Source organism: Proteus faecis (genome assembly GCF_030286765.1).
In the GTDB taxonomy this organism is placed as follows: Bacteria; Pseudomonadota; Gammaproteobacteria; order Enterobacterales; family Enterobacteriaceae; genus Proteus; species Proteus faecis.
The window spans coordinates 165,124-188,710 of sequence record NZ_JASVWV010000007.1; the positions used below are offsets into that span (position 1 = coordinate 165,124).

A 23,587-nucleotide genomic window follows, 5' to 3' on the forward strand; every position below is an offset into this window, starting at 1 on the left:
TTTTTTATAAATATTTTTTTACAAAACTCTACGCGTTTATACCTTAATTAAATTGACCTTCCAGTAGGGGGAAAGATTATTGTTTCTTCTATCAACTTAATGAAAGGAATGAACAATGAAAAAATTATTACTGCCTTCTATCATTGCAATCTCTGTTTTTACAAGCACAGCTTATGCTTCTAATCATAATGTTGTTGAGGTTTATAAAACAGAAAGTTGCGGATGCTGTACTTTATGGGCTGATGGTGTAAAAGAAGCCGGTTTTAACGTTAAAGTGAATATCGTTTCAGAAACACAATTAATGAAAAAATATCAACAAGCAGGTGTACCAAATAATTTATTAAGTTGCCACTTTGCGACTTATCAAGGTAAAGATTTAGTAGGACACATCCCTGTCGATAGTTTAAAAAATATCGACTTAATGGATAAATCTAAATCAGGTATTGCAGTTGCAGGAATGCCGGCGGGTAGCTTAGGTATGTATGCAGGTGATTACAAAGAATCTTACCAAGTTATCGCTTTTGATAAATCAGGCAATCAGTCCCTATTTAAATCTTACAACTAGTTATTTCCTTACTTCATTTTGTTTACTGTAATGTTATTTTAATAACCATAAAAAAACCCAGTTAGCAGATATCTCTAACTGGGTTTTATCAACTAAAGACTATTAACGTATCATTTATTCAACTGTAACTGATTTTGCCAAGTTACGTGGTTGGTCTACGTCTGTGCCTTTAATTAGAGCAACATGATAAGACAACAGCTGTAATGGTACGGTGTAGAAAATCGGCGCAATAAGCTCTTCAACGTGAGGCAGAGAAATCAGCTTCATTGTTTCATTTTCTTCAAAACCCGCATCTTGATCTGCAAACACATACAGTAAACCACCACGCGCACGCACTTCTTCGATATTAGATTTTAATTTCTCTAATAACTCGTTGTTCGGCGCAATGATAATAACAGGCATATCTGCATCAATTAATGCTAACGGGCCATGTTTTAATTCACCAGCAGCATAAGCTTCAGCATGAATATAAGAGATCTCTTTTAGCTTTAATGCACCTTCTACCGCAATCGGGTATTGATCGCCACGACCTAAGAATAAAGCATGGCTTTTTTCTGAGAAGTCTTCAGCTAACGCTTCAATCACTTTATCTTTCGATAACATGCTTTCAATACGACTTGGTAATGCGTGTAATGCCGTAGAAACATCGTGCTCTAGTGTTGCAACACCTTTAATACGCCCCATATATGCCACCAGCATTAATAGAACAGTTAACTGTGTTGTAAATGCTTTGGTTGATGCAACACCAATTTCAGCACCAGCTTTAGTCATTAAAACAAATTCAGACTCACGCACCAAAGAAGAGCCAGCTACGTTACAAATAGCTAAAGAAGATAAATAACCTAACTCTTTAGATAAACGCAGAGCCGCTAATGTATCCGCTGTTTCACCTGATTGAGATAATGTGATCAATAAGCTATTGCGGCGAGTTGCAGGTTTACGATAGCGATATTCTGATGCAATTTCGACATCACAAGGAATACCCGCTAACGATTCAAACCAATAACGAGAAACCATACCTGCGTTATAAGATGTCCCACAAGCTACAATTTGAATATGCTCAACTTTAGATAAGATCTCTTCAGCTTTAGGGCCTAATTCGCTAAGATCGATACCTTCTGCTTTTAAACGACCTTCTAGCGTATTTTTAATTGCAAGAGGCTGTTCATAGATCTCTTTTTGCATGTAGTGACGATAAACGCCTTTATCACCCGCATCATATTGAACGTTAGATTCAATCGTATCACGATTAACTTCATTGCCATTCACATCAAAAATATGAACATGGCGACGAGTAATTTCAACAATATCCCCTTCTTCAAGGTAGATAAAACGACGAGTAACGGGTAATAGAGCTAATTGGTCAGAAGCAAGGAAGTTTTCACCAACGCCAAGACCGACCACCAGCGGACTGCCAGAGCGAGCAGCGATTAATAACTCAGGCGTACGGCTATCCATAATAACAGTGCCGTAAGCACCACGTAATTGAGGAATAACGCGTTGTACAACTTCACGTAATGTACCACCCTGACGCTGTTCCCAATTAACAAGGTGAGCAATCACTTCAGTATCAGTTTGAGAAGCAAACTGATACCCTTTTTTAATTAATTCTGCTTTCAGTTCTTGGTAATTTTCGATAATGCCATTATGTACAACCGCAATCGTACCTGATACATGAGGATGTGCATTATCTTCACAAGGTTCACCATGTGTTGCCCAACGAGTATGAGCAATACCTGTACCACCAATCACTTGTGTTTTTTCTGCCTCTTCAGCCAGCATTTGTACTTTGCCAGCTTCACGCAGACGTGTCATTTTACAGTCATTATCCACAACCGCTAAACCCGCAGAATCATAACCGCGGTATTCTAAACGACGTAAGCCTTCTATTAAGATTTCAGCGATATCGCGTTGTGCAACTGCACCTACTATTCCACACATTGTGTTATTCCTAAAACTGTGCATTTATTCGCACTTGGATGTCTTATACCTGATTATTTTTTTCCCCCAAGCCATTGTAGAAAGCGGGGATATTTTTGTTTTTAGAATAATAGCGTACAAGAAAAGGGCGCTAATTAAATATACGCCCTTTTCTTAAAATTATTGTTTTTTCTTCACTGGACGTTTCCATCCACTGATATGAGTTTGCTTAACTCGGCTAATCACTAATTCGTTTTCATTCACGTTCTTAGTGAGTGTTGTTCCTGCGCCAATTGTTGCACCATTAGCAACAGTAACAGGTGCCACTAATTGGGTATCTGAACCAATAAAGACATCATCACCAATAACTGTTTTGAATTTATTCGCACCATCATAGTTACAAGTAATAGTACCTGCACCAATATTAACGTTAGCACCGACTTCAGTATCGCCTAAGTAAGTCAGATGACCGGCTTTAGAGCCAACACCTAAGCTTGCTTTTTTCATCTCAACAAAGTTACCCACGTGAGCTTTATCCGCCAACTCACTACCCGGACGAAGGCGTGCAAAAGGTCCTACAGTACACTCTTGTGCTAAGTTTGCATCCTCGATCACCGTATATGGGCTAATAATAGAATTATCACCAATTACACAATTTTTCAGGACACATCCCGTACCAATTTCAACGTTATTTCCTAAAGTCACATCACCTTCAATAATAACGTTAGTATCAATCACGACATCTTTACCGTGAGTTAATGTGCCACGTAAATCAAAACGCGCAGGATCAAGCAACATAACACCTTCTAATAATAAGCGTTCAGCTTGCTCTGTTTGGTAAATACGTTCTAATGCAGCCAGTTGCAAACGGTTATTCACGCCTTCCATTTCACTATGACGACGAGGATGAGCCGTTTCAATTTTACGACCTTCTTTATACGCTAACGCGATAATGTCAGTAATGTAATACTCTTTTTGTGCATTGTTATTATCGAGCTTACTTAACCAACGTTTTAAATCACCACCGTTTGCGACTAAAATACCCGTGTTGATTTCAGTAATTTTGAGTTGTTCTTCAGAAGCATCTTTTTGTTCGATAATGCCAGTCACTTCGCCATTTTCACGAACAATACGGCCATAACCAGTTGGGTTATCTAAAATAACCGTTAATAAGCCAATGCCACCTTCTGGTTTGACTTCAATTAAACGTTCTAACGTTTCTTTAGTGATAAGTGGAACATCACCATAAAGCATCAGGATATCTTCATCATCAGCAAAGAAAGGCGCAGCTTGTTGCATTGCATGACCTGTTCCTAGTTGCTCTGCTTGTAGTACCCAATTAACAGGTTGTGAACCTAATTTTTCTTTCATGAGTTCACCACCATGTCCATAGACAAGGTGTGTTTGTTGAGCGCCTAATGACTTGGCGGTATCAATCACATGTTGAACCATGGATTTACCCGCAAGTTTATGAAGAACTTTAGGTAACTGTGAATACATGCGGGTGCCTTTTCCCGCAGCAAGAATAACAACGCTTTTAGCTGAATTAGACATAATTAACCTGATAACTCCCGTAAAGAATGGCAAGTAAACCTGTTTATGCCAAATAATACTACATATTTCGTCACACAAAATATTTCATGACGCAAAAAAGCCAGTTAGCGAAGAACCAACTGGCTTTTTTATTCATAGACTGCCTATTTACATCAACGTCGAGTCAATTCGATTACACGTAGTTTTGCAATCGCTTTAGCTAGTTCTGCTGATGCTTGAGCATAATCAACATCACCATGAGAGGATTGAATGTGTTCTTCAGCTTTACGCTTAGATTCCAACGCTTTCGCTTCATCCAAATCACGCCCGCGGATAGCTGTATCTGCCAGTACAATGACGCCCGTCGGCTGAACTTCGAGAATACCACCTGAAAGGTAGATAACCTCTTCTTCGCCCGATGTTTTTACGACACGTACCATGCCCGGTTTTATGGCAGTTAATAACGGGGTATGCTGCGGATAAATACCGAGCTCACCTTCGCTACCAGTTACCTGAATTCGTTTGACTTCGCCGTCATATAACTGCTTTTCAGCGCTGACAACTTTCAGGTGGAACGATGTATCGGCCATATCAACCTCCCGTCAGCCGTATTAAAGCTTCTTAGCTTTTTCTACTGCTTCTTCGATAGTACCAACCATGTAGAACGCCTGCTCTGGCAGGTGGTCATAATCACCGTTCAGAATACCTTTAAAGCCACGGATAGTGTCTTTCAGGGAAACGAACTTACCTGGTGAACCGGTAAATACTTCAGCAACGAAGAATGGCTGAGATAGGAAGCGCTGGATCTTACGCGCACGCGCAACAACCAGTTTATCTTCTTCTGACAGTTCATCCATACCTAAGATAGCGATGATGTCTTTCAGTTCCTGATAACGTTGCAGGATAGACTGAACACCACGAGCCACATCATAGTGCTCTTGGCCAACTACCAGTGGGTCTAACTGACGACTGGTTGAATCCAGTGGGTCAACCGCAGGGTAGATACCTAGTGAAGCAATTTGACGACTCAGTACAACTGTCGCATCTAAGTGAGCAAACGTTGTTGCTGGTGATGGGTCAGTTAAGTCATCCGCAGGTACGTATACGGCCTGTACAGAAGTGATAGAACCTGTTTTGGTTGAAGTGATACGTTCTTGCAGAACACCCATCTCTTCAGCCAATGTTGGTTGGTAACCTACTGCTGATGGCATACGACCTAACAGTGCTGATACTTCAGTACCGGCTAAGGTGTAACGATAAATGTTATCGACGAATAACAGTACGTCACGGCCTTCATCACGGAATTTTTCAGCCATAGTCAGACCCGTCAATGCGACACGCAGACGGTTTCCTGGTGGCTCATTCATCTGACCATAAACTAACGATACTTTGTCAAGAACGTTAGAATCCGTCATTTCATGATAGAAGTCGTTACCCTCACGAGTACGCTCACCAACACCGGCAAATACAGAATAACCTGAGTGCTCGATCGCGATATTACGGATCAATTCCATCATGTTAACTGTTTTACCAACACCCGCACCACCGAACAGACCTACTTTACCACCTTTAGCAAACGGACAGATTAAGTCCATTACTTTGATACCGGTTTCAAGCAGTTCTTGTGAGTTTGATAACTCTTCGTAGGTTGGCGCTTCACGGTGGATAGACCAACGTTCTTCAGTTGCAATATCACCTTTCATATCGATAGGTGTACCCAGAACGTTCATGATACGTCCCAGTGTTGCTTTACCTACTGGTACTTCAATTGGGTGGCCTAAGTTTTCAACTTTTAAACCACGGCTTAAACCATCAGATGTACCCATTGCGATACAACGAACGATACCACCGCCTAACTGTTGCTGAACTTCCAGCACCAGTTTTTCTTTACCATTCATAACCTCAAGAGCGTCGTATACTTTAGGGACGCTATCCTGAGGGAACTCGGCGTCCACTACGGCGCCGATTACCTGGACAATCTTTCCAGTAGCCATCTTGAATCCTCTACGTAATTCGTAAACCTAGCTGTTATACCGCGGCTGCACCAGACACAATTTCTGTAAGTTCCTGAGTAATACTTGCTTGGCGTGCTTTGTTGTACACCAATTGCAATTCTTTAATCAGGTTACCACCGTTATCTGTAGCGGCTTTCATCGCAACCATTCGGGCGGCCTGCTCACTCGCTAAGTTCTCTACGACGCTCTGGTAAACTTGCGATTCGATATAACGACGCAGCAAAGTATCCAGTAACGCCTTAGGATCAGGTTCGTACAGATAATCCCAAGATTTTTCTTTCAGCTCTTCATCATCACCTGGTGGTAATGGTAAAACCTGAAGAATTTTAGGCTCTTGAGCCATGGTATTGATGAACTTATTTGCCACCACATACAGTTTATCTAAACGACCTTCGTCATAAGCCTGCAACATGATATTAACTGGACCGATAAGGTCTGACAGTTTTGGATCATCACCCATACCCGTTACTTGACCAACAACATTCCCGCCTACTGAGCCAAAGAATGACGCGGCTTTAGAACCGATTAGAGCTAAATCTACCTGCACACCTTTTTCAGACCACTCTTTCATGTCTGCCAGCAGTTTTTTGAACAAGTTAATGTTCAAACCACCACACAAACCACGGTCGGTCGAAACAACCAGGTACCCGACACGTTTAACTTCACGCTCTTCGAGGTATGGATGTTTGTATTCCAGATTCCCTAACGCAAGGTGACCAATCACACTGCGCATGGTTTCTGCATAAGGACGGCTGGCTGCCATGCGTTCCTGCGTTTTACGCATTTTCGACGCGGCGACCATCTCCATCGCTTTAGTGATCTTCTGTGTGTTTTGCACACTGGCGATCTTCGAACGTATCTCTTTTGCGCCGGCCATTTCTGCTTCTCCTCATGAACCAGACGGCCTAATGTTTAACTATTAGGCCGAATAGTTATTACCAGGACTGAGTCGCTTTGAAGTTTTCTAGCACGCCTTTCAGCTTCGCTTCGATTTCTTCGTTATAAGTACCAGTCTGGTTGATTTCTTTCAATAAATCAGCATGTTCACGAGAGGCATAAGCTAATAAAGCCGCTTCAAATGGCACAACTTTTGAAATTTCAACATCTTCCAGATAACCACGTTCTGCAGCAAACAGTGATAAAGACTGTTGTGCGACAGACATAGGTTCGTACTGTTTCTGTTTCAGCAATTCAGTCACTTTCTGACCGTGGTTCAGCTGTTTACGGGTAGCATCGTCCAGATCTGAAGCGAACTGTGAGAATGCTGCCAGCTCACGATACTGCGCAAGTGCAGTACGGATACCACCAGAAAGTTTCTTCATAATCTTAGTCTGAGCTGCACCACCAACACGAGATACGGAGATCCCTGGGTTAACAGCTGGACGGATACCTGCGTTAAACAGGTTAGATTCTAAGAAGATCTGACCATCGGTAATAGAGATTACGTTCGTAGGAACGAATGCAGAAACGTCCCCTGCTTGCGTTTCGATAATTGGTAACGCAGTCAGAGAGCCGGTTTTACCTTTAACTTCACCATTAGTGAAAGCTTCTACATACTCAGCATTAACACGAGCAGCACGCTCCAGTAAACGGGAGTGCAGATAGAAAACATCACCAGGGTATGCTTCACGTCCAGGTGGACGACGAAGTAACAGAGAAATTTGACGGTATGCGACAGCCTGTTTAGACAGGTCATCATAAATAATCAGAGCATCTTCACCACGGTCACGGAAGTATTCACCCATTGCGCAACCAGAATAAGGAGCGAGGTATTGCAACGCAGCAGATTCTGATGCAGAAGCAACAACAACAATGGTGTTTTCTAACGCGCCATGTTCCTCTAATTTACGAACAACGTTCGAAATAGTAGAGGCTTTCTGACCGATAGCGACATAGATACATTTAATGCCAGAGTCGCGTTGGTTGATGATCGCATCGACAGCAAGAGCAGTTTTACCTGTTTGACGGTCACCGATGATCAATTCACGCTGACCACGACCAATTGGGATCATGGCATCGACGGATTTGTAACCTGTTTGTACAGGCTGATCAACTGATTGACGGTCGATAACACCAGGAGCAATCATCTCAACAGGTGAGAATCCATCATGCTCTACGGCACCTTTACCATCAATCGGCTCACCTAGTGTATTTACCACTCGGCCAAGCAGACCACGCCCAACAGGTACTTCCAGAATACGACCTGTACATTTAACTTTCATGCCTTCTGCTAAGTCAGCATAAGGACCCATCACAACCGCACCAACAGAGTCGCGCTCTAAGTTCAGTGCGATAGCGAAACGGTTACCTGGCAGTGCGATCATCTCACCCTGCATAACTTCGGCTAAACCGTGGATACGAATGATACCGTCACTAACGGATACAATCGTACCTTCATTGTGAGCTTCACTCACTACATTGAACTGAGCAATGCGCTGCTTGATCAGTTCGCTGATTTCAGTGGAATTCAGTTGCATATGCTCCAGTCCCCTTAAGACTGCAAGACGTCTGTTAATCGCTCTAAACGGCCACGAATACTGCCATCGATGACGAGGTCACCGGCGCGTATAATCATGCCTGCGATAACAGACTTATCAATTTTGCAATTCAGCTTCACTTTGCGTGATAGACGTTTTTCCATCGCTGCAGAAATGTTAGCTAGCTGCTGTTTAGTTAGCTCAATGGCAGAAGTTACTTCAACGTCAACCGTTGACTCGAGTACTGCGCGCAATTGAATAAATTGGCTCAATACTTCAGGCAACGTTGATAAACGGCCATTATCAGCCATAACACGAATTAAATTCTGAGCATGACCATCTAATTGTTCACCACAAAGGTCAACAAAGATGTCAGCCAGTTTTTCTGATGCTAAAGAACCAGAAAGTAATTCGGTTACCTGCTCATTGCGTGCTACTTCAGCGGTGAACGCCAGCATAACCTGCCATTTATCGACAGCCTGGTTTTCCACAGCAAAGTCAAAAGCTGCTTTGGCGTAGGGGCGAGCTACCGTTGCTATTTCAGACATGCCCCTCCCTCCTTACAGTTCAGCGACCAGTTTATCAACGATGTCGCTATTAGCAGCTTCATCCACGGAACGTTCAATAATTTTCTCGGCACCTGCGATAGCCAGCATTGCGACTTGTTTACGAAGTTCTTCACGAGCACGTTTACGCTCTGCATCCAATTCGGATTGAGCTTGTGCAACGATCTTACTACGTTCTTGCTCTGCTTCTGCTTTAGCATCTTCAATCATTTGTGCGCGTTGTTTATTCGCTGATTCAATGATTGCTTGAGCTTCTGCTTTTGCTTTCGCTAGCTGATCGCCTGCATCGGCTTTCGCTAAATCTAAGTCCTTTTTAGCACGTTCTGCAGATGATAAACCGTCAGCAATTTCTTTTTGACGTTTTTCAATGGCCGCCATAATTGGTGGCCATACGAATTTCATACAGAACAAAACAAACAGGACAAATGCGACGGCCTGGCCGAGGATTGTTGCATTTAAATTCACAGCACAATACCTCTTTCTTGGTTATTAACTAACTTGATGCTTTTACTGCTCATTACCATCATTAGGCAACAGCAAACATCACGTAAAGGCCCAGACCCACAGCAATCATTGGGATGGCGTCAACCAGACCCATAACGATAAAGAACTGTGTACGCAGAAGAGGGATCAGATCAGGCTGACGAGCAGCACCTTCTAAAAATTTGCCTCCGAGGATTCCGATACCGATTGCAGCACCGATTGCAGCTAAACCCATCATAATAGCGGCAGCCATGTACAGCAGATCCATACTCAGGTTTTCCATGACAGTCTCCAGTTTGTTTCAGTTATTTCTTCAAAGAGTTAATAATTAATGTTCTTCAGATGCCATCGACAGATAAACAATCGTTAGAACCATGAAAATAAATGCTTGTAACGTAATAATCAATATGTGGAATATTGCCCAAGGAAGGCTTAATAACCACTGTGACCACCACGGTAACAGACCAGCAATAAGAATAAAGATCAGTTCACCTGCATACATGTTACCAAACAGTCGAAGACCGAGGGAAACAGGTTTTGATAGCAGGCTTACCCCTTCCAAGATTAAGTTGATAGGAATAAAAATTGGGTGATTAAAAGGCTGTAAAGTCAGCTCTTTTGTAAACCCTTTTATGCCTTTCATCTTAATGCTATAGAAAAGGATCAGGATAAATACACCAATTGCCATCGATAGAGTAATACTCACGTCCGCAGTCGGAACGATGCGTAACGCAGGTAACCCTAAGATGTGTTCACCGATATAAGGGATGAAGTCGATTGGTAATAAATCCAGGGCATTCATTAACAGCACCCAAACGAACACAGTCAATGCCAAAGGTGCAATGACCTTGCTCTTTCCGTGATACATATCACGGACGCTGCTATCAACGAAACCGATGATCATTTCTACTGCAGTCTGGAATTTTCCCGGTACGCCACTGGTTGCTCTTACTGCTACTTTTCTAAACAGCCATAGGAATAGAGCTCCCATCAGTACTGAAAAGAAAAGTGAGTCAATATTTAACACCCAGAATGATGGCGCATTTTCAGCATGGGGATTGACCAACTCGAAAGTACGCAGGTCCAACTGAAGGTTATTCAGGTGGTGACCTATGTAGTCTCTAGTGGTTAATGCTTCTCCTGATGCAGACATGATGCCAATTACCCTTTTGTTGTTAAAAACGCTAACCGTTAATGACGGCTGGTGCAACGACCTGCATAACAAGCACCGCTAAGTAGGTCATGACCAGTGGTGCAAATGCCGCTTTAAACACTCCTAAAGCAACAATCAGCAAGGTTATTGATAATATAACCTTCAACCCTTCACTGAAAGCAAAAAGCCAGTTTATGCGAACTGGAGCTTTTTCTTCATTGACTTTTTGTAAGCGCATTAACAAAAGAAAAGCAATATTGGGTAACCAACATGCCAACCCGCCTAAAAAAGCCGAAAAACTCCAGTCTGTACTCTTTAAAAAGAAACTCGCACTGAGAATAACAAAAGTCATAAACTGCAAAAATAACAGTTTCAGTGCAACTTTCCCGTTGTAGAGGGAGACAGACATGACGTTTGTATTCTCCAGACCTAGCTATCGTAAAAGGTATTACTGAATGATGTATCAAACTGTCTTTGCTATAAAGTGTCAAGTGACAAAAACGAGCAAATTATACGGGGCGTGGCAATGAATTCAATCAATAAGTAGCGAAAAAGTGAAGATTAATTTAAATTTATTACCAAGGTTCCATTTATGAAAAATGATTAAGAACAAAAAGAGTAAAAATAATAGTACTGAAAAAAACAAATAGCGTGATAGATATCACAAATATAAAAGCAAAAATAAAATTAATTTCATAAATTATATAACAGAGTTAACAAATAAATGCCCTTTTATGAACAAATTAGTGGCAATTGAAAAAGAATTAACTGTATTTGAATTAAATAAATTCAATATTTTTATAATGCACAGAATTAGTAATTTATTTTGAAAATAAAAAGAGAAAAACTAAGGTTACAAAGAGAATTAAAGAAAAAGATAATAATTTGTTAATTTATTGTTTTAATAAAGTAAATGTAAGTATTTCTCATAACCCCCATAAAACAAATGGCGATAACATTGTAAATATTATCGCCAGAGCACAAAAAATGAAAAAATGATCGATGAGACACCCAAGATTTGATTAAATAATCACCAAGTGTCTTTGCTCATTCAATTCAGGTATGGATAAACTAATCACTTTTTCAGGCATTTTTAATCCATTATCAACAAGTTCATCTAACTCTTCTTGGTGAATTTGTCCTTTCAATGCATAAAAACGACCGTGTTTTTCAGTCACTAAATGAGAGCACCAAGAAAGCATATCTTTCATAGAGGCAAATGCTCGGCTGATAACACCATCAAAAGGTTGCTCTGTTTGGTATTCTTCCACACGGTATTGAACAGGCTCGATATTATTAAGTCCTAGTTCGTGCTGAACTTGCTTCATAAAGCGAACGCGTTTACCTAAGCTATCTAATAAAACAAAGTGGTGATCGGGACGCATTATTGCCAGAGGAATACCAGGCAATCCAGGCCCAGTTCCCACATCAATAAATTTTTCACCTTCAAGATATTGGCTCACAACAATACTATCTAAAATATGACGAATAAGCATTTGCTGTGGATCTCTCACTGATGTGAGGTTGTAAGCTTTATTCCATTTATCAAGCATAGCGACATAACCCGTGAGTTTTTCAGCTTGAATATCTGTAAGCTCTATATTGGCTTGCTTAGCCAGCTTTTTTAGCCGATTAAGTAAGTCACTCATGATGCGCTCCTGCGTAATAGACCTTGTTTTTTCAACCAAACTAATAAAATGGAAATCGCTGCAGGTGTGACACCTGAGATCCGAGATGCTTGTCCGATCGAGGTAGGTTTGTGATCGTTTAGTTTTGCAATAACTTCGTTAGATAATCCGCTAACTAGTTTATAGTCCAGATCAATCGGTAACGCTGCGTTTTCATTGCGCAGTTGTTTTTCAATCTCATCTTGCTGGCGATTAATATAACCTTCGTACTTAACTTGGATCTCAACTTGTTCAGCAGCTTGCGGTTTTGAATCATCAATACCAGGCGCGAAACGAGTGATATTTTTTAGTATGTTGTAAGTCATTTCAGGACGACGTAATAAATCTTCACCATTAGCTTCTTTAGATAATGGTGTTTTTAGCAATTCATTGATTTCTGAAAGATTATCAGCTTGAGGATGAACCCAAATATTTCTTAAACGCTGGCGCTCTTTTTCAACAAGTTCAACTTTTTCACTGAATTCTGCCCAGCGAGTATCATCAACCATGCCTAATTTACGACCAATTTCGGTTAGACGTAAATCAGCATTATCTTCACGTAACATCAAGCGATATTCAGCACGAGAAGTAAACATACGGTAGGGTTCTTTTGTACCAAGAGTACAAAGATCGTCAACTAAGACTCCAATGTATGCTTGATCACGACGCGGGAACCAACCTTCTTGATCAAAGGCGTAACGAGCCGCATTAAGCCCTGCAAGCATACCTTGCGCAGCCGCTTCTTCATAACCCGTAGTACCGTTTATTTGTCCAGCAAAGAATAACCCATTGATAAATTTGCTTTCTAGCGTTTGTTTTAGATCTCTAGGATCGAAGAAGTCATATTCAATAGCGTAACCAGGTCTAATGATCTTCGCATTTTCCATGCCTTTCATGGAATTTACGATTTGCATTTGAACATCAAAAGGTAAGCTTGTTGAAATACCATTTGGGTAAATTTCGTTACTTGTTAAACCTTCTGGCTCTAAAAAGATCTGATGTGAATTACGATCTGCAAATCTCATCACTTTATCTTCAATAGATGGGCAATAACGAGGGCCTATTCCTTCGATGACACCAGCATACATTGGGCTACGATCGAGGTTATTACGAATAACTTCGTGCGTTTTTTCGTTTGTATACGTGATATGGCAAGGCATTTGTTCAGGATGCTGATCCACATTACCTAAAAACGAGAAAACAGGCATTGGAGTATCACCTAACTGAACGGCTAATTGGCTAAAGTCAATTGTTCTTGCATCAATACGAGGCGGTGTACCTGTTTTTAAACGACCTACACGTAGAGGTAATTCGCGTAATCGGTGTGATAACGATACTGATGGTGGATCACCCGCACGACCACCACTGTAGTTTTCTAAACCAATATGGATTTTTCCATCAAGGAAAGTCCCTACCGTTAGAACAACAGATTTAGCACGGAATTTTAAGCCCATGCGAGTAACAGCTCCTGTTACTTGGTCGTTCTCAACAATGAGATCTTCAACTGGTTGTTGGAAGATCATTAAATTAGGTTGATTTTCTAGAGTCGTACGAACAGCTTGGCGATAAAGAACACGGTCGGCTTGTGCTCTTGTTGCTCTTACAGCTGGCCCCTTACTTGCGTTAAGGGTTCTAAATTGGATCCCTGCATGGTCAATTGCAGTTGCCATTAATCCACCCATGGCATCGATCTCTTTTACCAGATGCCCTTTACCAATCCCACCAATAGCTGGGTTACAAGACATTTGGCCCAAAGTATCAATATTGTGGGTCAGTAATAGGGTTTGACGCCCCATACGAGCTGCAGCCATAGCGGCTTCTGTACCGGCGTGACCACCACCGATGACAATGACGTCAAAGTGTTCTGGATAAAACATGTGTGAACCTTAAATGTTACGAATGCTGAATGTGTTGCATTGGGAAAACGAATTCTACTCAACTTTTTGACAGATACAAGCGAGCAGATCCGCAGGTAATTATTTAAAGATCTTTTTATTTAAAGATCTCTTTATTAGATCTTTTATTAAGGAAGCGATCCTCTGTGGATAAGTGGATTTTCTATTTAAAGATCATAAAAGTGTAAAGGATCATATACTGTGAATGATCCGTGATCTATCTGCTGATAAGCTGGGATCAAAATGATGACTTATACACAGGTCATTTCTTGATATAGCCTTATGCAATGGATAACTACGGGTTAACCCCTGCTTTTAAGCATAGTTATCCACATTCGTTTGCTGTTTTTTTGTGCAAATTAAAGTAAATTTTTCCAAGAAGCTATCCATTCTTCAGCTGGATCTTCTGGAATGTCGTACTTTTGAATATCAATTTCGAGTCGATCACCGAGACGAGTAGCCCCTTTTTCCACCAATTTTTGATCTAATGTTCTAATCGCGCCACAGAAAGTGTCATATTCACTACTTCCTATACCGATCGCACCAAAGGTGACATTACTAAGATCAACTGAGTCTGCTGATATTTCATTAGCAAAAGGTTGTAGGTTGTCAGGAAGATCACCTGCACCATGTGTTGATGTGACCACCAGCCAGATCCCTTCATTTGGAAGATCATTAAGAGAAGGCCCATGGTGCAGATCTGTCTCAAATCCTTCATCAGATAAGATCTCTGCAAGGTGTTCTGCGACATATTCAGCACTACCCATGGTGCTGCCACTAATAAGAGTGACTTTTTTCATTAATGATCTCCTTATGTTTAAGACGCGCTATTGTACGCTGTGAATCACTTGGGATCTACCTGTGGATAATGTGGTTATAAAAAAAAAATAAGAATTTCTTCTTATGGCTTGATCGTCCTTATTATCGGGTTTTGCAGTGAGATCAGGGTTTCTGTTGACTGAATTTCATCAATTGTCTGGATTTTGTTGATAAGTACGTCTTGTAAAGCTTCTATACTTTTACACATAACTTTTGTAAAAATACTGTATTGTCCTGTTGTGTAGTACACCTCTACAACTTCATCTAACTTTCCTAATTTATCTAATGCTGTGTGATAGTCTTTTGCACTCTTAAGAATAATGCCAATAAAGCAGCAGACATCAAAACCGAGTTGCTTTTCACTAATATCAACACGAGTTCCTGTAATAATTCCTGCCTGCTTCATTTTTTCTACTCGAACATGAATTGTGCCAGGGCTAACTTCAAATTTTTTGGCTAATTCAGCGTAAGGTGTTCTCGCATTCGCCATTAATGCGTGAAGTATGTCACGATCGAGATTATCGATCTGATAAATATTGTCCATAAATCCCCTCTGTTTTTAACGATAATACATTTTTATAGCGTTATTTTTAACGATTTAAAACAAGTAAGGCTATTTTTAATGAAGTATATTGAATTTAGTACCCATTTTGTTGCTTAATCTATATCAGCAAATACGACATCACCACAAGGGATACAAAAAATGGAAAAATCATTCATCCAGACTCAACAGCAAATTAGCTTTGTTAAATCTTATTTTTCACGACTGCTGGAAAAAGAATTAGGACTGATTGAAGTTCAAGGACCAATCTTAAGTCGCCTTGGTGATGGAACTCAAGATAACTTATCTGGTCATGAGAAGGCAGTACAAGTTAAAGTCAAATCTTTACCAGATTCTACTTTTGAGGTTGTTCATTCATTAGCTAAATGGAAACGTAAAACATTAGGTCGTTTTGGATTTAGTTCTGGTCAAGGGCTTTATACTCATATGAAAGCTTTGCGACCAGACGAAGATCGCTTAACTCAGATCCACTCAGTTTATGTTGATCAGTGGGACTGGGAAAAAGTGATGGAAGCTAAGGATCGTACCGTTCCTTATCTTAAGCAGACAGTGGGTAAAATTTATCAGGCAATAAAAGAAACTGAAAAAGCCGTCAGCGAAGAATTTGGTCTGGTACCGTTCCTGCCAGATCAAATTCAATTTATCCACACTGAAGAGTTACTGCGTCGTTATCCGGACCTTGATGCTAAAGGCCGTGAAAAAGCGATTGCTAAAGAATATGGTGCTGTTTTCTTAATTGGTATTGGTGGCAAATTATCAAGTGGTGAAGCCCATGATGTAAGAGCGCCAGACTATGATGACTGGACAACACCAAACGAAGATGGATTTGAAGGTTTAAACGGTGACATTATTGTCTGGAACCCTGTTTTACAAGATGCATTTGAATTGTCATCAATGGGTATCCGCGTCGATCCTGAAACATTAATGCGTCAGTTAACATTAACTGATGATACTAAGCGCCTTGAGCTGGATTGGCATAAAGCATTAATGCATGGTGATATGCCACAAACTATTGGTGGTGGTATTGGTCAATCTCGTTTAGTGATGTTACTGCTACAAAAAGAGCACATTGGACAAGTACAATGCGGTGTATGGGAAAAAGATACCCGCTTAGCTTTCGTCGATATGCTGTAATTATTGGCGCCAGCGTCGAAGTAAACGACTTTTTAATCCAGTATCAAAACGCCATATATGGTCAAAGATCTTCATGATGCTGGGTTTACCGTAATTGGATAGGGTAACCGCATGGAAGCGATTGTGCTGTTGCTGTTGGCTTTTTTTGATTTTGTTGATTAGGTTTTCGGGTAACCTTTGGGCGACAAAGTCAGAAATAACAACAGCATCAGCATCTTTCCATGCTGGGCTATTTAGTTTTTCTGCGACATTATCTAAACAAGCACTTAAGTCTGTGCCTCCTCTAAATGACTGATTCAAAAACTTAATAAGTTCTTGCAGACCATTAGATGATGACAATTGATAATGTACCGTTTCAGTAGAAAATAACATAACATGACATGAACGATTATCAGCTAACGCTATTTTCATCAATGCTAATCCAAAGGCTTTAGCACACTGTTCATTAAATCCCCCCATCGAACCTGATGTATCAATACATACAATAAAAGGCCCTCTTGGTCTTTCTTCATCATGATGATGAGTTACTGGGCGTAACACCGTCCGCTCTTGCCAATTATCGCCTTGTAATCGATAGGTATTAAGCTGTTTCTCCACCAGTTTTCGATAAAACTCATATTCGATTTCATTTATACCTAATAAGGCGAGTTCTGCGGGAAGTAAACGTAAGATATCATCACTGAGTCCTATTCCATTAACTTGCTCTGGCGTGGTATCTGGTGCTTTTTCAACAATAGTTACAGGTTCAAAAATAACACTCTCTTCAGGAAGTGATTTAGCTGTTTTGCTACGACCGAGCAAACTTGCAAGTTTATGTAATTCGGGTTGTTGATCGAGAAAGTCGCTATAACGTTGAATTATTTTCTCATCGTAAGGTGTTTTTGTTAAAACGCCTTTACTCATATCCCATAAGCGTCCTGCTGCACGTTCATTTTCTGAGAATGTATTACTTAAGCTTCCACTTAGCGCTAAACGTTCCTGGAGTTCTGCAAGGAGTTGTTCTTGTTCTTGGTCAAATAGGGCTTTGTGTAATGCAGTGACTTGGAAAATTAAACTTACTCGCCAGTGTTGCATAAATAAAGCTTGTTGAGCAGGTGAAAAAGCTTTATTGGCTTTAAGCAATTGTGATGCTTCTTCAGTAAAAGCGGAGTCTAGCTTGCTTAATTCAGCCAGTATTTGCTCTACTCGCTGATTAAATATAGCGTTACCTAATGACTGAGTTTGTTGATAAAGGGCAAATTCATCAGCAATCATTGTAGGCACTAATGTCTCTTTTACTCTTTGTTGTAAGCTCTTTTTCCATTGGTGGATATCTTTCAGTAAGGCTTTTTTGAGTCTTGGATGCTTTTCAAAAAATACCGCTAACTGAGGTGATGCAAGTATAGCAATAATAACTTCCTCAATAAGCTGCCCTTCATTTATGGCTAAAAGCATATCTAATGTTGAAAGTGTCAGCATAATATCATCACTTTATTTGGCTTTTTAATTGCGATAATTTTTCATTAAGTTGAACAAAACTTTGCTCAATGGATATAAGCCAATCATTATCAATAAATAAATTTGGTTGATGATGATTAAATTTTTCTTGTTCACTATAAATTTCTTGAGTTAGATCTTTTAATCTATCTTGCCACTCTTGGTTATCTTCAATAGGTGTCGTTGGTACAGTCTCTTTTTGCTGATAAAGAGATGTTGTTCGACGACTTACATCCAATATTTCTAGTACGCCATCTTGGCGTATTTGTGCGTTAATTGATTGTGGGAAACCAATACCATTCAAACGTGCTAATAACTCATCCCCTTTAGCCAAAAAGTTCTCTAATGCTTTTTTCTCAAGAGTAATAAAGTTAACTTGAATACTGTGGATATGTAGAGGGATATGTAAAAACAAGGTGAATTTATCAGATTGCATTTTATCTGATAGGCTAAAATGTATGTTTCTTCCAAACATTCCACTTTGTTTTTCAAAACGAAAAGCCTGTTGCTCTTGTTTACTTCTTGTCGATTGCATCCATTCAGCCCATAAACTTTCTATTTTTCTAATCAACTCTAGCTGGTGGTAGGCTTGTTCTGTTAAAAGGTTTTGTAATAACGTATCTAACAATGCAAATGATGCTTGGTCATGCCACAGGCAATCTTTTAATAAAATAAGATCTAATGGTGAAATAGTGCTACGACCATTAAAAAAAGCACTGGCTTGTAAAAGGCGTACCGCTTTTTTCCAACGTCTATCTGAAACATAAGGTGCAGCATCACTTTTATCTAAAGACTCACGAAGTTGATAAATCAAATCGAATAAATGGTCATCTAAAGTGATCTTTTCTAATTCGGATTGCCAACCTAGGAACTCTTCTGCAGTAATTTTGATATGTTCAGGAATATCAAAAGAGCCAACCTCTTTATTAATAAGTAATGCACGAAAGTTTTTCTTATCCTGAACTTTTGTTAACCAAATACGAATAAGCATTCGGTCATATAGTGCTTCAAGGCTACTGTCCGGATCAGGTAGCTCATTAGAGGCAGATACTAATAAACGCATTGGAATAGCGACTTCAGCTTCTCCATTTCTAAATTTGCGTTCATTAATTGCCGTTAATAACGTATTAAGAATAGCGGGTCCAGCTTTCCATATCTCATCGAGAAAGACAACTTCAGCATCAGGTAAATATCCCTCAACCAAACGCTGATATTTGCCTTCATCTTTTAAGGCTTGAATAGATAAAGGACCAAAAATTTCTTCAGGTGTTGAAAAACGCGTCATGAGGTATTCAAAAGCTTTAGCCTCTTTAAAGGCTTCTTTCATTCTTCTGGCTATTAAGCTTTTAGCAATACCAGGAGGACCAAGTAAGAAAACACTCTCGCCACTCAGTGCTGCAAGTAGACAAAGACGGATAGCTGACTGCCGCTCATAAAGCCCAGTTTCAAGATATTGGCTAAGTTGTGAAATCCGCTCTGCAAGTTGCATAAACACTCCTAATAATGGGTACTTATTTTCGATATCCCTCTGAAAATATCAGAAAGGGATTGCTGACATATAGTCAAACATTCTATTAGCACACAAATTGTTTATAACAAAAATCGATTCAGCTTCCTACTGCTTATTTTTGGTTCTTTTTTGTTTTACTAGCGAAACGTTTCGATGAAGATCACGTTTTTTCATTAATGTTGCTGAGATGATCGGTTTAAAATATTGAATGTCATTTATGCAATATATCTAGAATTTATTACTGAAAGTAAGGAAGAATCATGGAAGCGAAGAAACTTGTGATTTTAGGTAGTGTTAATGCAGATCATATTCTTAATGTTGCTCATTTTCCGCTTCCTGGTGAAACTATTTCAGGTAACCAATTTCAAATGGTATTTGGTGGTAAAGGTGCTAATCAGGCGGTTGCTGCTGGGCGTTGTGGTGCTAATATTTCATTTCTCGCTTGTTTAGGGAATGACGATATTGGTAAGAAAGCCAAAGCTCAGTTAATGACGGATAACATTGATACTAATAGCATTGAGTTAATTGATGATGTAGCAACGGGTGTTGCACTTATTTTCGTTAATCAACAGGGTGAAAATGTTATTGGTATTCATGCTGGTGCTAATGGGCGATTAGATACGAGTTACGTTCAGCGCTATGGGAATATTATAAAAGAAGCTGATGCTCTGTTAATGCAATTAGAATCTCCACTTGATTCCGTATTGAAAGCTGCTGAAATTGCTAAACAAGAAAATGTGCAAGTAATACTAAACCCTGCACCAGCTCAAGCATTACCTGATGAGCTATTATCACTTGTCGATATTATTACTCCAAACGAAACAGAGACTGAATATTTGACTGGAATTAAAGTGATTGATGATGAAAGTGCACAGCTAGCTGCGGATGTACTACATCATAAAGGTATTAAAACGGTACTTATTACATTAGGAAGCCGTGGAGTTTGGGTGAGTGAGAAAAATAATAAAGGTTGTATTGTTCCTGCATTTAAAGTGAAAGCTGTTGATACTATCGCAGCTGGCGATACATTTAATGGTGCGCTAATCACCGCTTTATTAGAAGGACAATCTATGATGCCAGCGATTAAATTTGCTCATGCAGCAGCAGCCATTGCTGTTACTCGAGCAGGCGCTCAGCCATCAGTACCATGGCGTCATGAGGTAGATGCTTTTTTAGCTTCATCTTTGTAATGTATTTTTCTATTTTATAGATAAAAAAAGAGAGCATATGCTCTCTTTTTTAGTTTGAATGGAATAAAGTTATCCGGCTTTTTTCTTTTTATTCGTCAGATTATCGCCATCATGTTTATCAAGGAGTAAAAATACAAAGGAAGAAAGCAATGTAATGATACCAACAGTAATAAAAGTATAATGGAAGTTATCAACGGTAGTGCCCACTTTTTCTGTATCAAAATATCCTAAAATAGATGCACTCACTGCAATACCAAAGCTAATTGCCAATTGTTGGGTGACAGCTAAAACGCTATTTCCTGAGCTAGCATTGTTGTCTGTTAAATCAGCCAATGAAATTGTATTCATTGATGTAAATTGTATAGACATGACCATTCCTAATAAAAAGAGCGGAATGACAAGATAGTAAATAGACATATCAGGTGATTGAAGTGAAAACTGAGCGATCATCAAACCAATAATAATAGTGATAGCAAAGAGTGTTCGGCGATAGCTAAATTTCACTAAGATCTTTGTGACAAATGATTTTGCTAAAATTGACCCTAGAGCCATTGGAGCCATCATCATACCGGAAATAATTGCAGGGTAGCCAAACCCTACTTGCAACATAAGAGGCATTAAGAAAGGAATACAGCCAGTGCCTAATCTTGTTGCTATATTTCCAGCAATACCGACAGAGAAAGTTCGAGTCTTAAATATATTGAGGGGGATAAGTGGTTGCTGGTGGCGTCTTGCATGATTTATGTATAAACCCAGCAAAGAAAATCCTCCTAAAATAATGGCAATAGGAATATATCTAGAGATATTTTTATCACCAAAAAGATCAAGGCTGACAGAAAGCATAACTAAGCCAAAACCAAAGAAAATAAATCCTAGTAAATCAAATGTACGTTTTGGCATAGTGAAATTAGGCATATGTTTTATGGCATAGAAAATACCTAATAGGCCAATAGGAATATTTATAATAAATATCCAATGCCAAGAGGCATAAGTAACTAATACCCCTCCTAAAAGAGGTCCTACTATAGGACCTACTAATCCAGGCATTGTGACAAAATTGAGAATGGGGAGTAATTCACTACGTGGATAAGCTCTTAATAAAGCAAGGCGTGCAACTGGCATCATCATTGCGCCACCTATACCTTGTATAATTCGTGAAATAACAAGAAAAGCAAGGTTAGGAGAAAGTGCGCATAATAAAGATCCACCTGAAAATAAAGAAACCGCAATAATAAAAACTTTACGCGTTCCAAATCTATCAGCCAACCATCCACTGACAGGAATTAATAATGCAACAGTTAAGGTATAGCTGATAACAGCCGATTGCATAGCGAGAGGAGAATGATTAAGGCTTTTTGCTATGTCTGGTAATGCCGTATTAAGAATAGTTGCATCGAGAGCTTGCATAAAAAAAGCCATTGCAGCAATCCAAGGCAACCCAGACATATTTTTGGCGGATTTCAACATGAAGCATATACCGTCTTTGTTCTATATTTTGATTATCGCTTCATTATAAACAGAAAACCTACCAAATTTGTATTAAAACTATTCAATCACTTGTTAATAAGATTAAACAGAGATCACGTGCTTTATTTCCGTCCTTATCAATAATTGCTTGAACAATTTGGTTATGTGTTTCTGGTTGAACAGTTTCATTACCCACAATAAGATCGAAATACTTTTTATAAGCAGAAAGAAATAATGAGCCGAAAGAGGCAAAGAATGGATTGCCACTAGCTTGATAAATGAGATAGTGAAATTGGGTATCGATATCTAGCCAATGCTGTCTATCGAAATTCTCATCGAGCAACTGCATCTCTCTACCAAATAAAACAAGAGACTGTTTTTGGCTTTCGGTTGCATTAAATGCGGCTAAATAACAGGCTTGAGGTTCAATGGCTAAACGAACGTGATGGAAATAATGGCCGACTTTATTAAATTCACCACTGTCTATCCACCAATTAAGAAGATCATTATCTAATAGATTCCAATTTTGCATTGGTGTAACACGAGTACCTATTCGAGGTCGAGGTAAAAGCATTCCTTTAGCTGCAAGCATTTTTATTGCTTCTCGAATAACAGTCCTGCTGACGGAGAGTAATTCTGCTAATTCTATTTCTCCTGGTAACAAAGATTCAGGCTCATAGTGACCAGAAAGAATTTGTTTACCTAATTTTTCAGCAACTATATAAGAAAGATTCTTTTGAGAAGCTGAACGTTGTTCGCTAAATTGCATAATAAAGGTTACCTATACCATAATTTATCTTCTATCTTACGTGAGTCAGCTAGAGAAAGCTGTTCGGATTTTACGCTATCAGCATAAATTTAGAGCGTTTTTCTTTATTTTGTTGAAAAAAAAAGCGAACAGAAAAAAAATTGAAATAAACACTTGCGCTAATCCGAGAACCCCCTATAATGCGCACCCACTGACCGGCGATGAGCAAACAACAAGCCACGCAGGACGGTGAAGAGAAAAGAAAAAAGTTTGAAAAAACTCTTGACTCTTCAGAGGAATAACGTAATATACGCCTCCTCGCAACAACGCAGAAGACCGGAAACGGCAGCGAATGTTGCACTGCTCTTTAACAAATTATCAGACAATCTGTGTGGGCACTCGCAGAG

The 23,587-nt window shown here is 39.6% G+C and carries 22 protein-coding genes; 3 read left to right on the forward strand and 19 right to left on the reverse strand.

Going from position 1 to position 23,587, the window contains the following annotated elements:
- The first annotated feature begins 115 nt into the window (after positions 1-115).
- On the forward strand, positions 116-565 hold the full coding sequence (locus QSH13_RS11235) for a DUF411 domain-containing protein (protein ID WP_109398558.1): 450 nt from the start codon (positions 116-118) through the stop codon (positions 563-565).
- A 114-nt stretch (positions 566-679) separates the two neighbouring features.
- Here QSH13_RS11235 and glmS read toward each other — a convergent pair whose 3' ends face one another.
- From glmS to asnC, 15 genes are all read right to left on the reverse strand, one after another.
- Entirely contained in the window at positions 680-2,506 is a 1,827-nt protein-coding gene (gene glmS / locus QSH13_RS11240) for a glutamine--fructose-6-phosphate transaminase (isomerizing) (RefSeq protein ID WP_109398559.1), read from the reverse strand.
- A gap of 159 nt (positions 2,507-2,665) precedes the next feature.
- Entirely contained in the window at positions 2,666-4,039 is a 1,374-nt protein-coding gene (gene glmU / locus QSH13_RS11245; protein ID WP_196544742.1) for a bifunctional UDP-N-acetylglucosamine diphosphorylase/glucosamine-1-phosphate N-acetyltransferase GlmU, read from the reverse strand.
- A 152-nt stretch (positions 4,040-4,191) separates the two neighbouring features.
- Positions 4,192-4,608: a F0F1 ATP synthase subunit epsilon gene (locus QSH13_RS11250; protein WP_006534340.1), complete on the reverse strand. Its 417-nt coding sequence runs from the start codon at positions 4,606-4,608 to the stop codon at positions 4,192-4,194.
- Between the two features lie 21 nt (positions 4,609-4,629).
- Positions 4,630-6,012 carry a F0F1 ATP synthase subunit beta gene (gene atpD / locus QSH13_RS11255; RefSeq protein WP_023583323.1) on the reverse strand — a complete coding sequence of 461 codons (1,383 nt, stop codon included), beginning with the start codon at positions 6,010-6,012 and terminating at the stop codon, positions 4,630-4,632.
- 34 nt (positions 6,013-6,046) lie between these two features.
- Positions 6,047-6,910, reverse strand: coding sequence for a F0F1 ATP synthase subunit gamma (gene atpG / locus QSH13_RS11260; RefSeq protein ID WP_006534342.1), 864 nt, complete (start codon positions 6,908-6,910; stop codon positions 6,047-6,049).
- Positions 6,911-6,968: 58 nt separating this feature from the next.
- On the reverse strand, positions 6,969-8,510 hold the full coding sequence (atpA, locus tag QSH13_RS11265; RefSeq protein WP_006534343.1) for a F0F1 ATP synthase subunit alpha: 1,542 nt from the start codon (positions 8,508-8,510) through the stop codon (positions 6,969-6,971).
- 14 nt (positions 8,511-8,524) lie between these two features.
- Positions 8,525-9,058, reverse strand: a complete 534-nt coding sequence (atpH, locus tag QSH13_RS11270) for a F0F1 ATP synthase subunit delta (RefSeq protein ID WP_006534344.1) — start codon at positions 9,056-9,058, stop codon at positions 8,525-8,527.
- A gap of 12 nt (positions 9,059-9,070) precedes the next feature.
- Complete coding sequence (gene atpF / locus QSH13_RS11275; RefSeq protein WP_109398561.1) at positions 9,071-9,541, reverse strand: F0F1 ATP synthase subunit B; 471 nt, start codon at positions 9,539-9,541, stop codon at positions 9,071-9,073.
- Between the two features lie 61 nt (positions 9,542-9,602).
- A complete protein-coding gene (gene atpE / locus QSH13_RS11280; protein ID WP_004246596.1) occupies positions 9,603-9,842 on the reverse strand; it encodes a F0F1 ATP synthase subunit C in 240 nt (79 codons plus the stop codon).
- Positions 9,843-9,887: 45 nt separating this feature from the next.
- The gene (gene atpB / locus QSH13_RS11285) at positions 9,888-10,712 is read right to left on the reverse strand and encodes a F0F1 ATP synthase subunit A (protein WP_023583322.1); all 825 of its coding nucleotides are present in this window, start codon (positions 10,710-10,712) and stop codon (positions 9,888-9,890) included.
- Between the two features lie 31 nt (positions 10,713-10,743).
- Positions 10,744-11,121, reverse strand: coding sequence for a F0F1 ATP synthase subunit I (atpI, locus tag QSH13_RS11290; protein ID WP_109398562.1), 378 nt, complete (start codon positions 11,119-11,121; stop codon positions 10,744-10,746).
- Between the two features lie 613 nt (positions 11,122-11,734).
- Positions 11,735-12,361, reverse strand: a complete 627-nt coding sequence (gene rsmG, locus QSH13_RS11295; protein WP_109398563.1) for a 16S rRNA (guanine(527)-N(7))-methyltransferase RsmG — start codon at positions 12,359-12,361, stop codon at positions 11,735-11,737.
- Positions 12,358-14,256, reverse strand: a complete 1,899-nt coding sequence (gene mnmG, locus QSH13_RS11300; protein WP_109398564.1) for a tRNA uridine-5-carboxymethylaminomethyl(34) synthesis enzyme MnmG — start codon at positions 14,254-14,256, stop codon at positions 12,358-12,360. Before mnmG ends, rsmG begins: the two co-directional genes overlap by 4 nt.
- A 377-nt stretch (positions 14,257-14,633) precedes the next feature.
- Positions 14,634-15,074: an FMN-binding protein MioC gene (gene mioC, locus QSH13_RS11305; protein WP_109398565.1), complete on the reverse strand. Its 441-nt coding sequence runs from the start codon at positions 15,072-15,074 to the stop codon at positions 14,634-14,636.
- Between the two features lie 101 nt (positions 15,075-15,175).
- A complete protein-coding gene (gene asnC, locus QSH13_RS11310; protein WP_109398566.1) occupies positions 15,176-15,637 on the reverse strand; it encodes a transcriptional regulator AsnC in 462 nt (153 codons plus the stop codon).
- Between the two features lie 159 nt (positions 15,638-15,796).
- Between asnC and asnA the strand changes: the two genes are divergently transcribed.
- Positions 15,797-16,789: an aspartate--ammonia ligase gene (asnA, locus tag QSH13_RS11315; protein WP_109406951.1), complete on the forward strand. Its 993-nt coding sequence runs from the start codon at positions 15,797-15,799 to the stop codon at positions 16,787-16,789.
- Here the strand turns inward: asnA and viaA are convergent, their stop codons facing one another.
- Both viaA and ravA read right to left on the reverse strand, forming a co-directional pair.
- The gene (gene viaA / locus QSH13_RS11320) at positions 16,790-18,247 is read right to left on the reverse strand and encodes an ATPase RavA stimulator ViaA (protein WP_109398568.1); all 1,458 of its coding nucleotides are present in this window, start codon (positions 18,245-18,247) and stop codon (positions 16,790-16,792) included.
- A gap of 7 nt (positions 18,248-18,254) precedes the next feature.
- Positions 18,255-19,754: an ATPase RavA gene (gene ravA, locus QSH13_RS11325; RefSeq protein ID WP_109398569.1), complete on the reverse strand. Its 1,500-nt coding sequence runs from the start codon at positions 19,752-19,754 to the stop codon at positions 18,255-18,257.
- A 281-nt stretch (positions 19,755-20,035) separates the two neighbouring features.
- On the opposite strand from ravA, the gene rbsK reads away from it, so the two are divergent.
- Positions 20,036-20,965 (forward strand): ribokinase, encoded by a 930-nt coding sequence (gene rbsK, locus QSH13_RS11330; protein ID WP_109406949.1) that lies wholly within the window; start codon positions 20,036-20,038, stop codon positions 20,963-20,965.
- Positions 20,966-21,034: 69 nt separating this feature from the next.
- Here rbsK and mdtD read toward each other — a convergent pair whose 3' ends face one another.
- Entirely contained in the window at positions 21,035-22,432 is a 1,398-nt protein-coding gene (gene mdtD / locus QSH13_RS11335; protein ID WP_109406948.1) for a multidrug transporter subunit MdtD, read from the reverse strand.
- A gap of 82 nt (positions 22,433-22,514) precedes the next feature.
- The gene (locus QSH13_RS11340) at positions 22,515-23,201 is read right to left on the reverse strand and encodes a FadR/GntR family transcriptional regulator (RefSeq protein WP_109406947.1); all 687 of its coding nucleotides are present in this window, start codon (positions 23,199-23,201) and stop codon (positions 22,515-22,517) included.
- Positions 23,202-23,587: the final 386 nt, after the last annotated feature.

Bases quoted from the DNA above. Each gene is read 5' to 3' on its own strand.
- QSH13_RS11235 (WP_109398558.1), top strand. From the start codon at position 116: ATGAAAAAATTATTACTGCCTTCTATCATTGCAATCTCTGTTTTTACA.
- glmS (WP_109398559.1), bottom strand. From the start codon at position 2,506: ATGTGTGGAATAGTAGGTGCAGTTGCACAACGCGATATCGCTGAAATC.
- glmU (WP_196544742.1), bottom strand. From the start codon at position 4,039: ATGTCTAATTCAGCTAAAAGCGTTGTTATTCTTGCTGCGGGAAAAGGC.
- QSH13_RS11250 (WP_006534340.1), bottom strand. From the start codon at position 4,608: ATGGCCGATACATCGTTCCACCTGAAAGTTGTCAGCGCTGAAAAGCAG.
- atpD (WP_023583323.1), bottom strand. From the start codon at position 6,012: ATGGCTACTGGAAAGATTGTCCAGGTAATCGGCGCCGTAGTGGACGCC.
- atpG (WP_006534342.1), bottom strand. From the start codon at position 6,910: ATGGCCGGCGCAAAAGAGATACGTTCGAAGATCGCCAGTGTGCAAAAC.
- atpA (WP_006534343.1), bottom strand. From the start codon at position 8,510: ATGCAACTGAATTCCACTGAAATCAGCGAACTGATCAAGCAGCGCATT.
- atpH (WP_006534344.1), bottom strand. From the start codon at position 9,058: ATGTCTGAAATAGCAACGGTAGCTCGCCCCTACGCCAAAGCAGCTTTT.
- atpE (WP_004246596.1), bottom strand. From the start codon at position 9,842: ATGGAAAACCTGAGTATGGATCTGCTGTACATGGCTGCCGCTATTATG.
- atpB (WP_023583322.1), bottom strand. From the start codon at position 10,712: ATGTCTGCATCAGGAGAAGCATTAACCACTAGAGACTACATAGGTCAC.
- atpI (WP_109398562.1), bottom strand. From the start codon at position 11,121: ATGTCTGTCTCCCTCTACAACGGGAAAGTTGCACTGAAACTGTTATTT.
- rsmG (WP_109398563.1), bottom strand. From the start codon at position 12,361: ATGAGTGACTTACTTAATCGGCTAAAAAAGCTGGCTAAGCAAGCCAAT.
- mnmG (WP_109398564.1), bottom strand. From the start codon at position 14,256: ATGTTTTATCCAGAACACTTTGACGTCATTGTCATCGGTGGTGGTCAC.
- mioC (WP_109398565.1), bottom strand. From the start codon at position 15,074: ATGAAAAAAGTCACTCTTATTAGTGGCAGCACCATGGGTAGTGCTGAA.
- asnC (WP_109398566.1), bottom strand. From the start codon at position 15,637: ATGGACAATATTTATCAGATCGATAATCTCGATCGTGACATACTTCAC.
- asnA (WP_109406951.1), top strand. From the start codon at position 15,797: ATGGAAAAATCATTCATCCAGACTCAACAGCAAATTAGCTTTGTTAAA.
- viaA (WP_109398568.1), bottom strand. From the start codon at position 18,247: ATGCTGACACTTTCAACATTAGATATGCTTTTAGCCATAAATGAAGGG.
- ravA (WP_109398569.1), bottom strand. From the start codon at position 19,754: ATGCAACTTGCAGAGCGGATTTCACAACTTAGCCAATATCTTGAAACT.
- rbsK (WP_109406949.1), top strand. From the start codon at position 20,036: ATGGAAGCGAAGAAACTTGTGATTTTAGGTAGTGTTAATGCAGATCAT.
- mdtD (WP_109406948.1), bottom strand. From the start codon at position 22,432: ATGTTGAAATCCGCCAAAAATATGTCTGGGTTGCCTTGGATTGCTGCA.
- QSH13_RS11340 (WP_109406947.1), bottom strand. From the start codon at position 23,201: ATGCAATTTAGCGAACAACGTTCAGCTTCTCAAAAGAATCTTTCTTAT.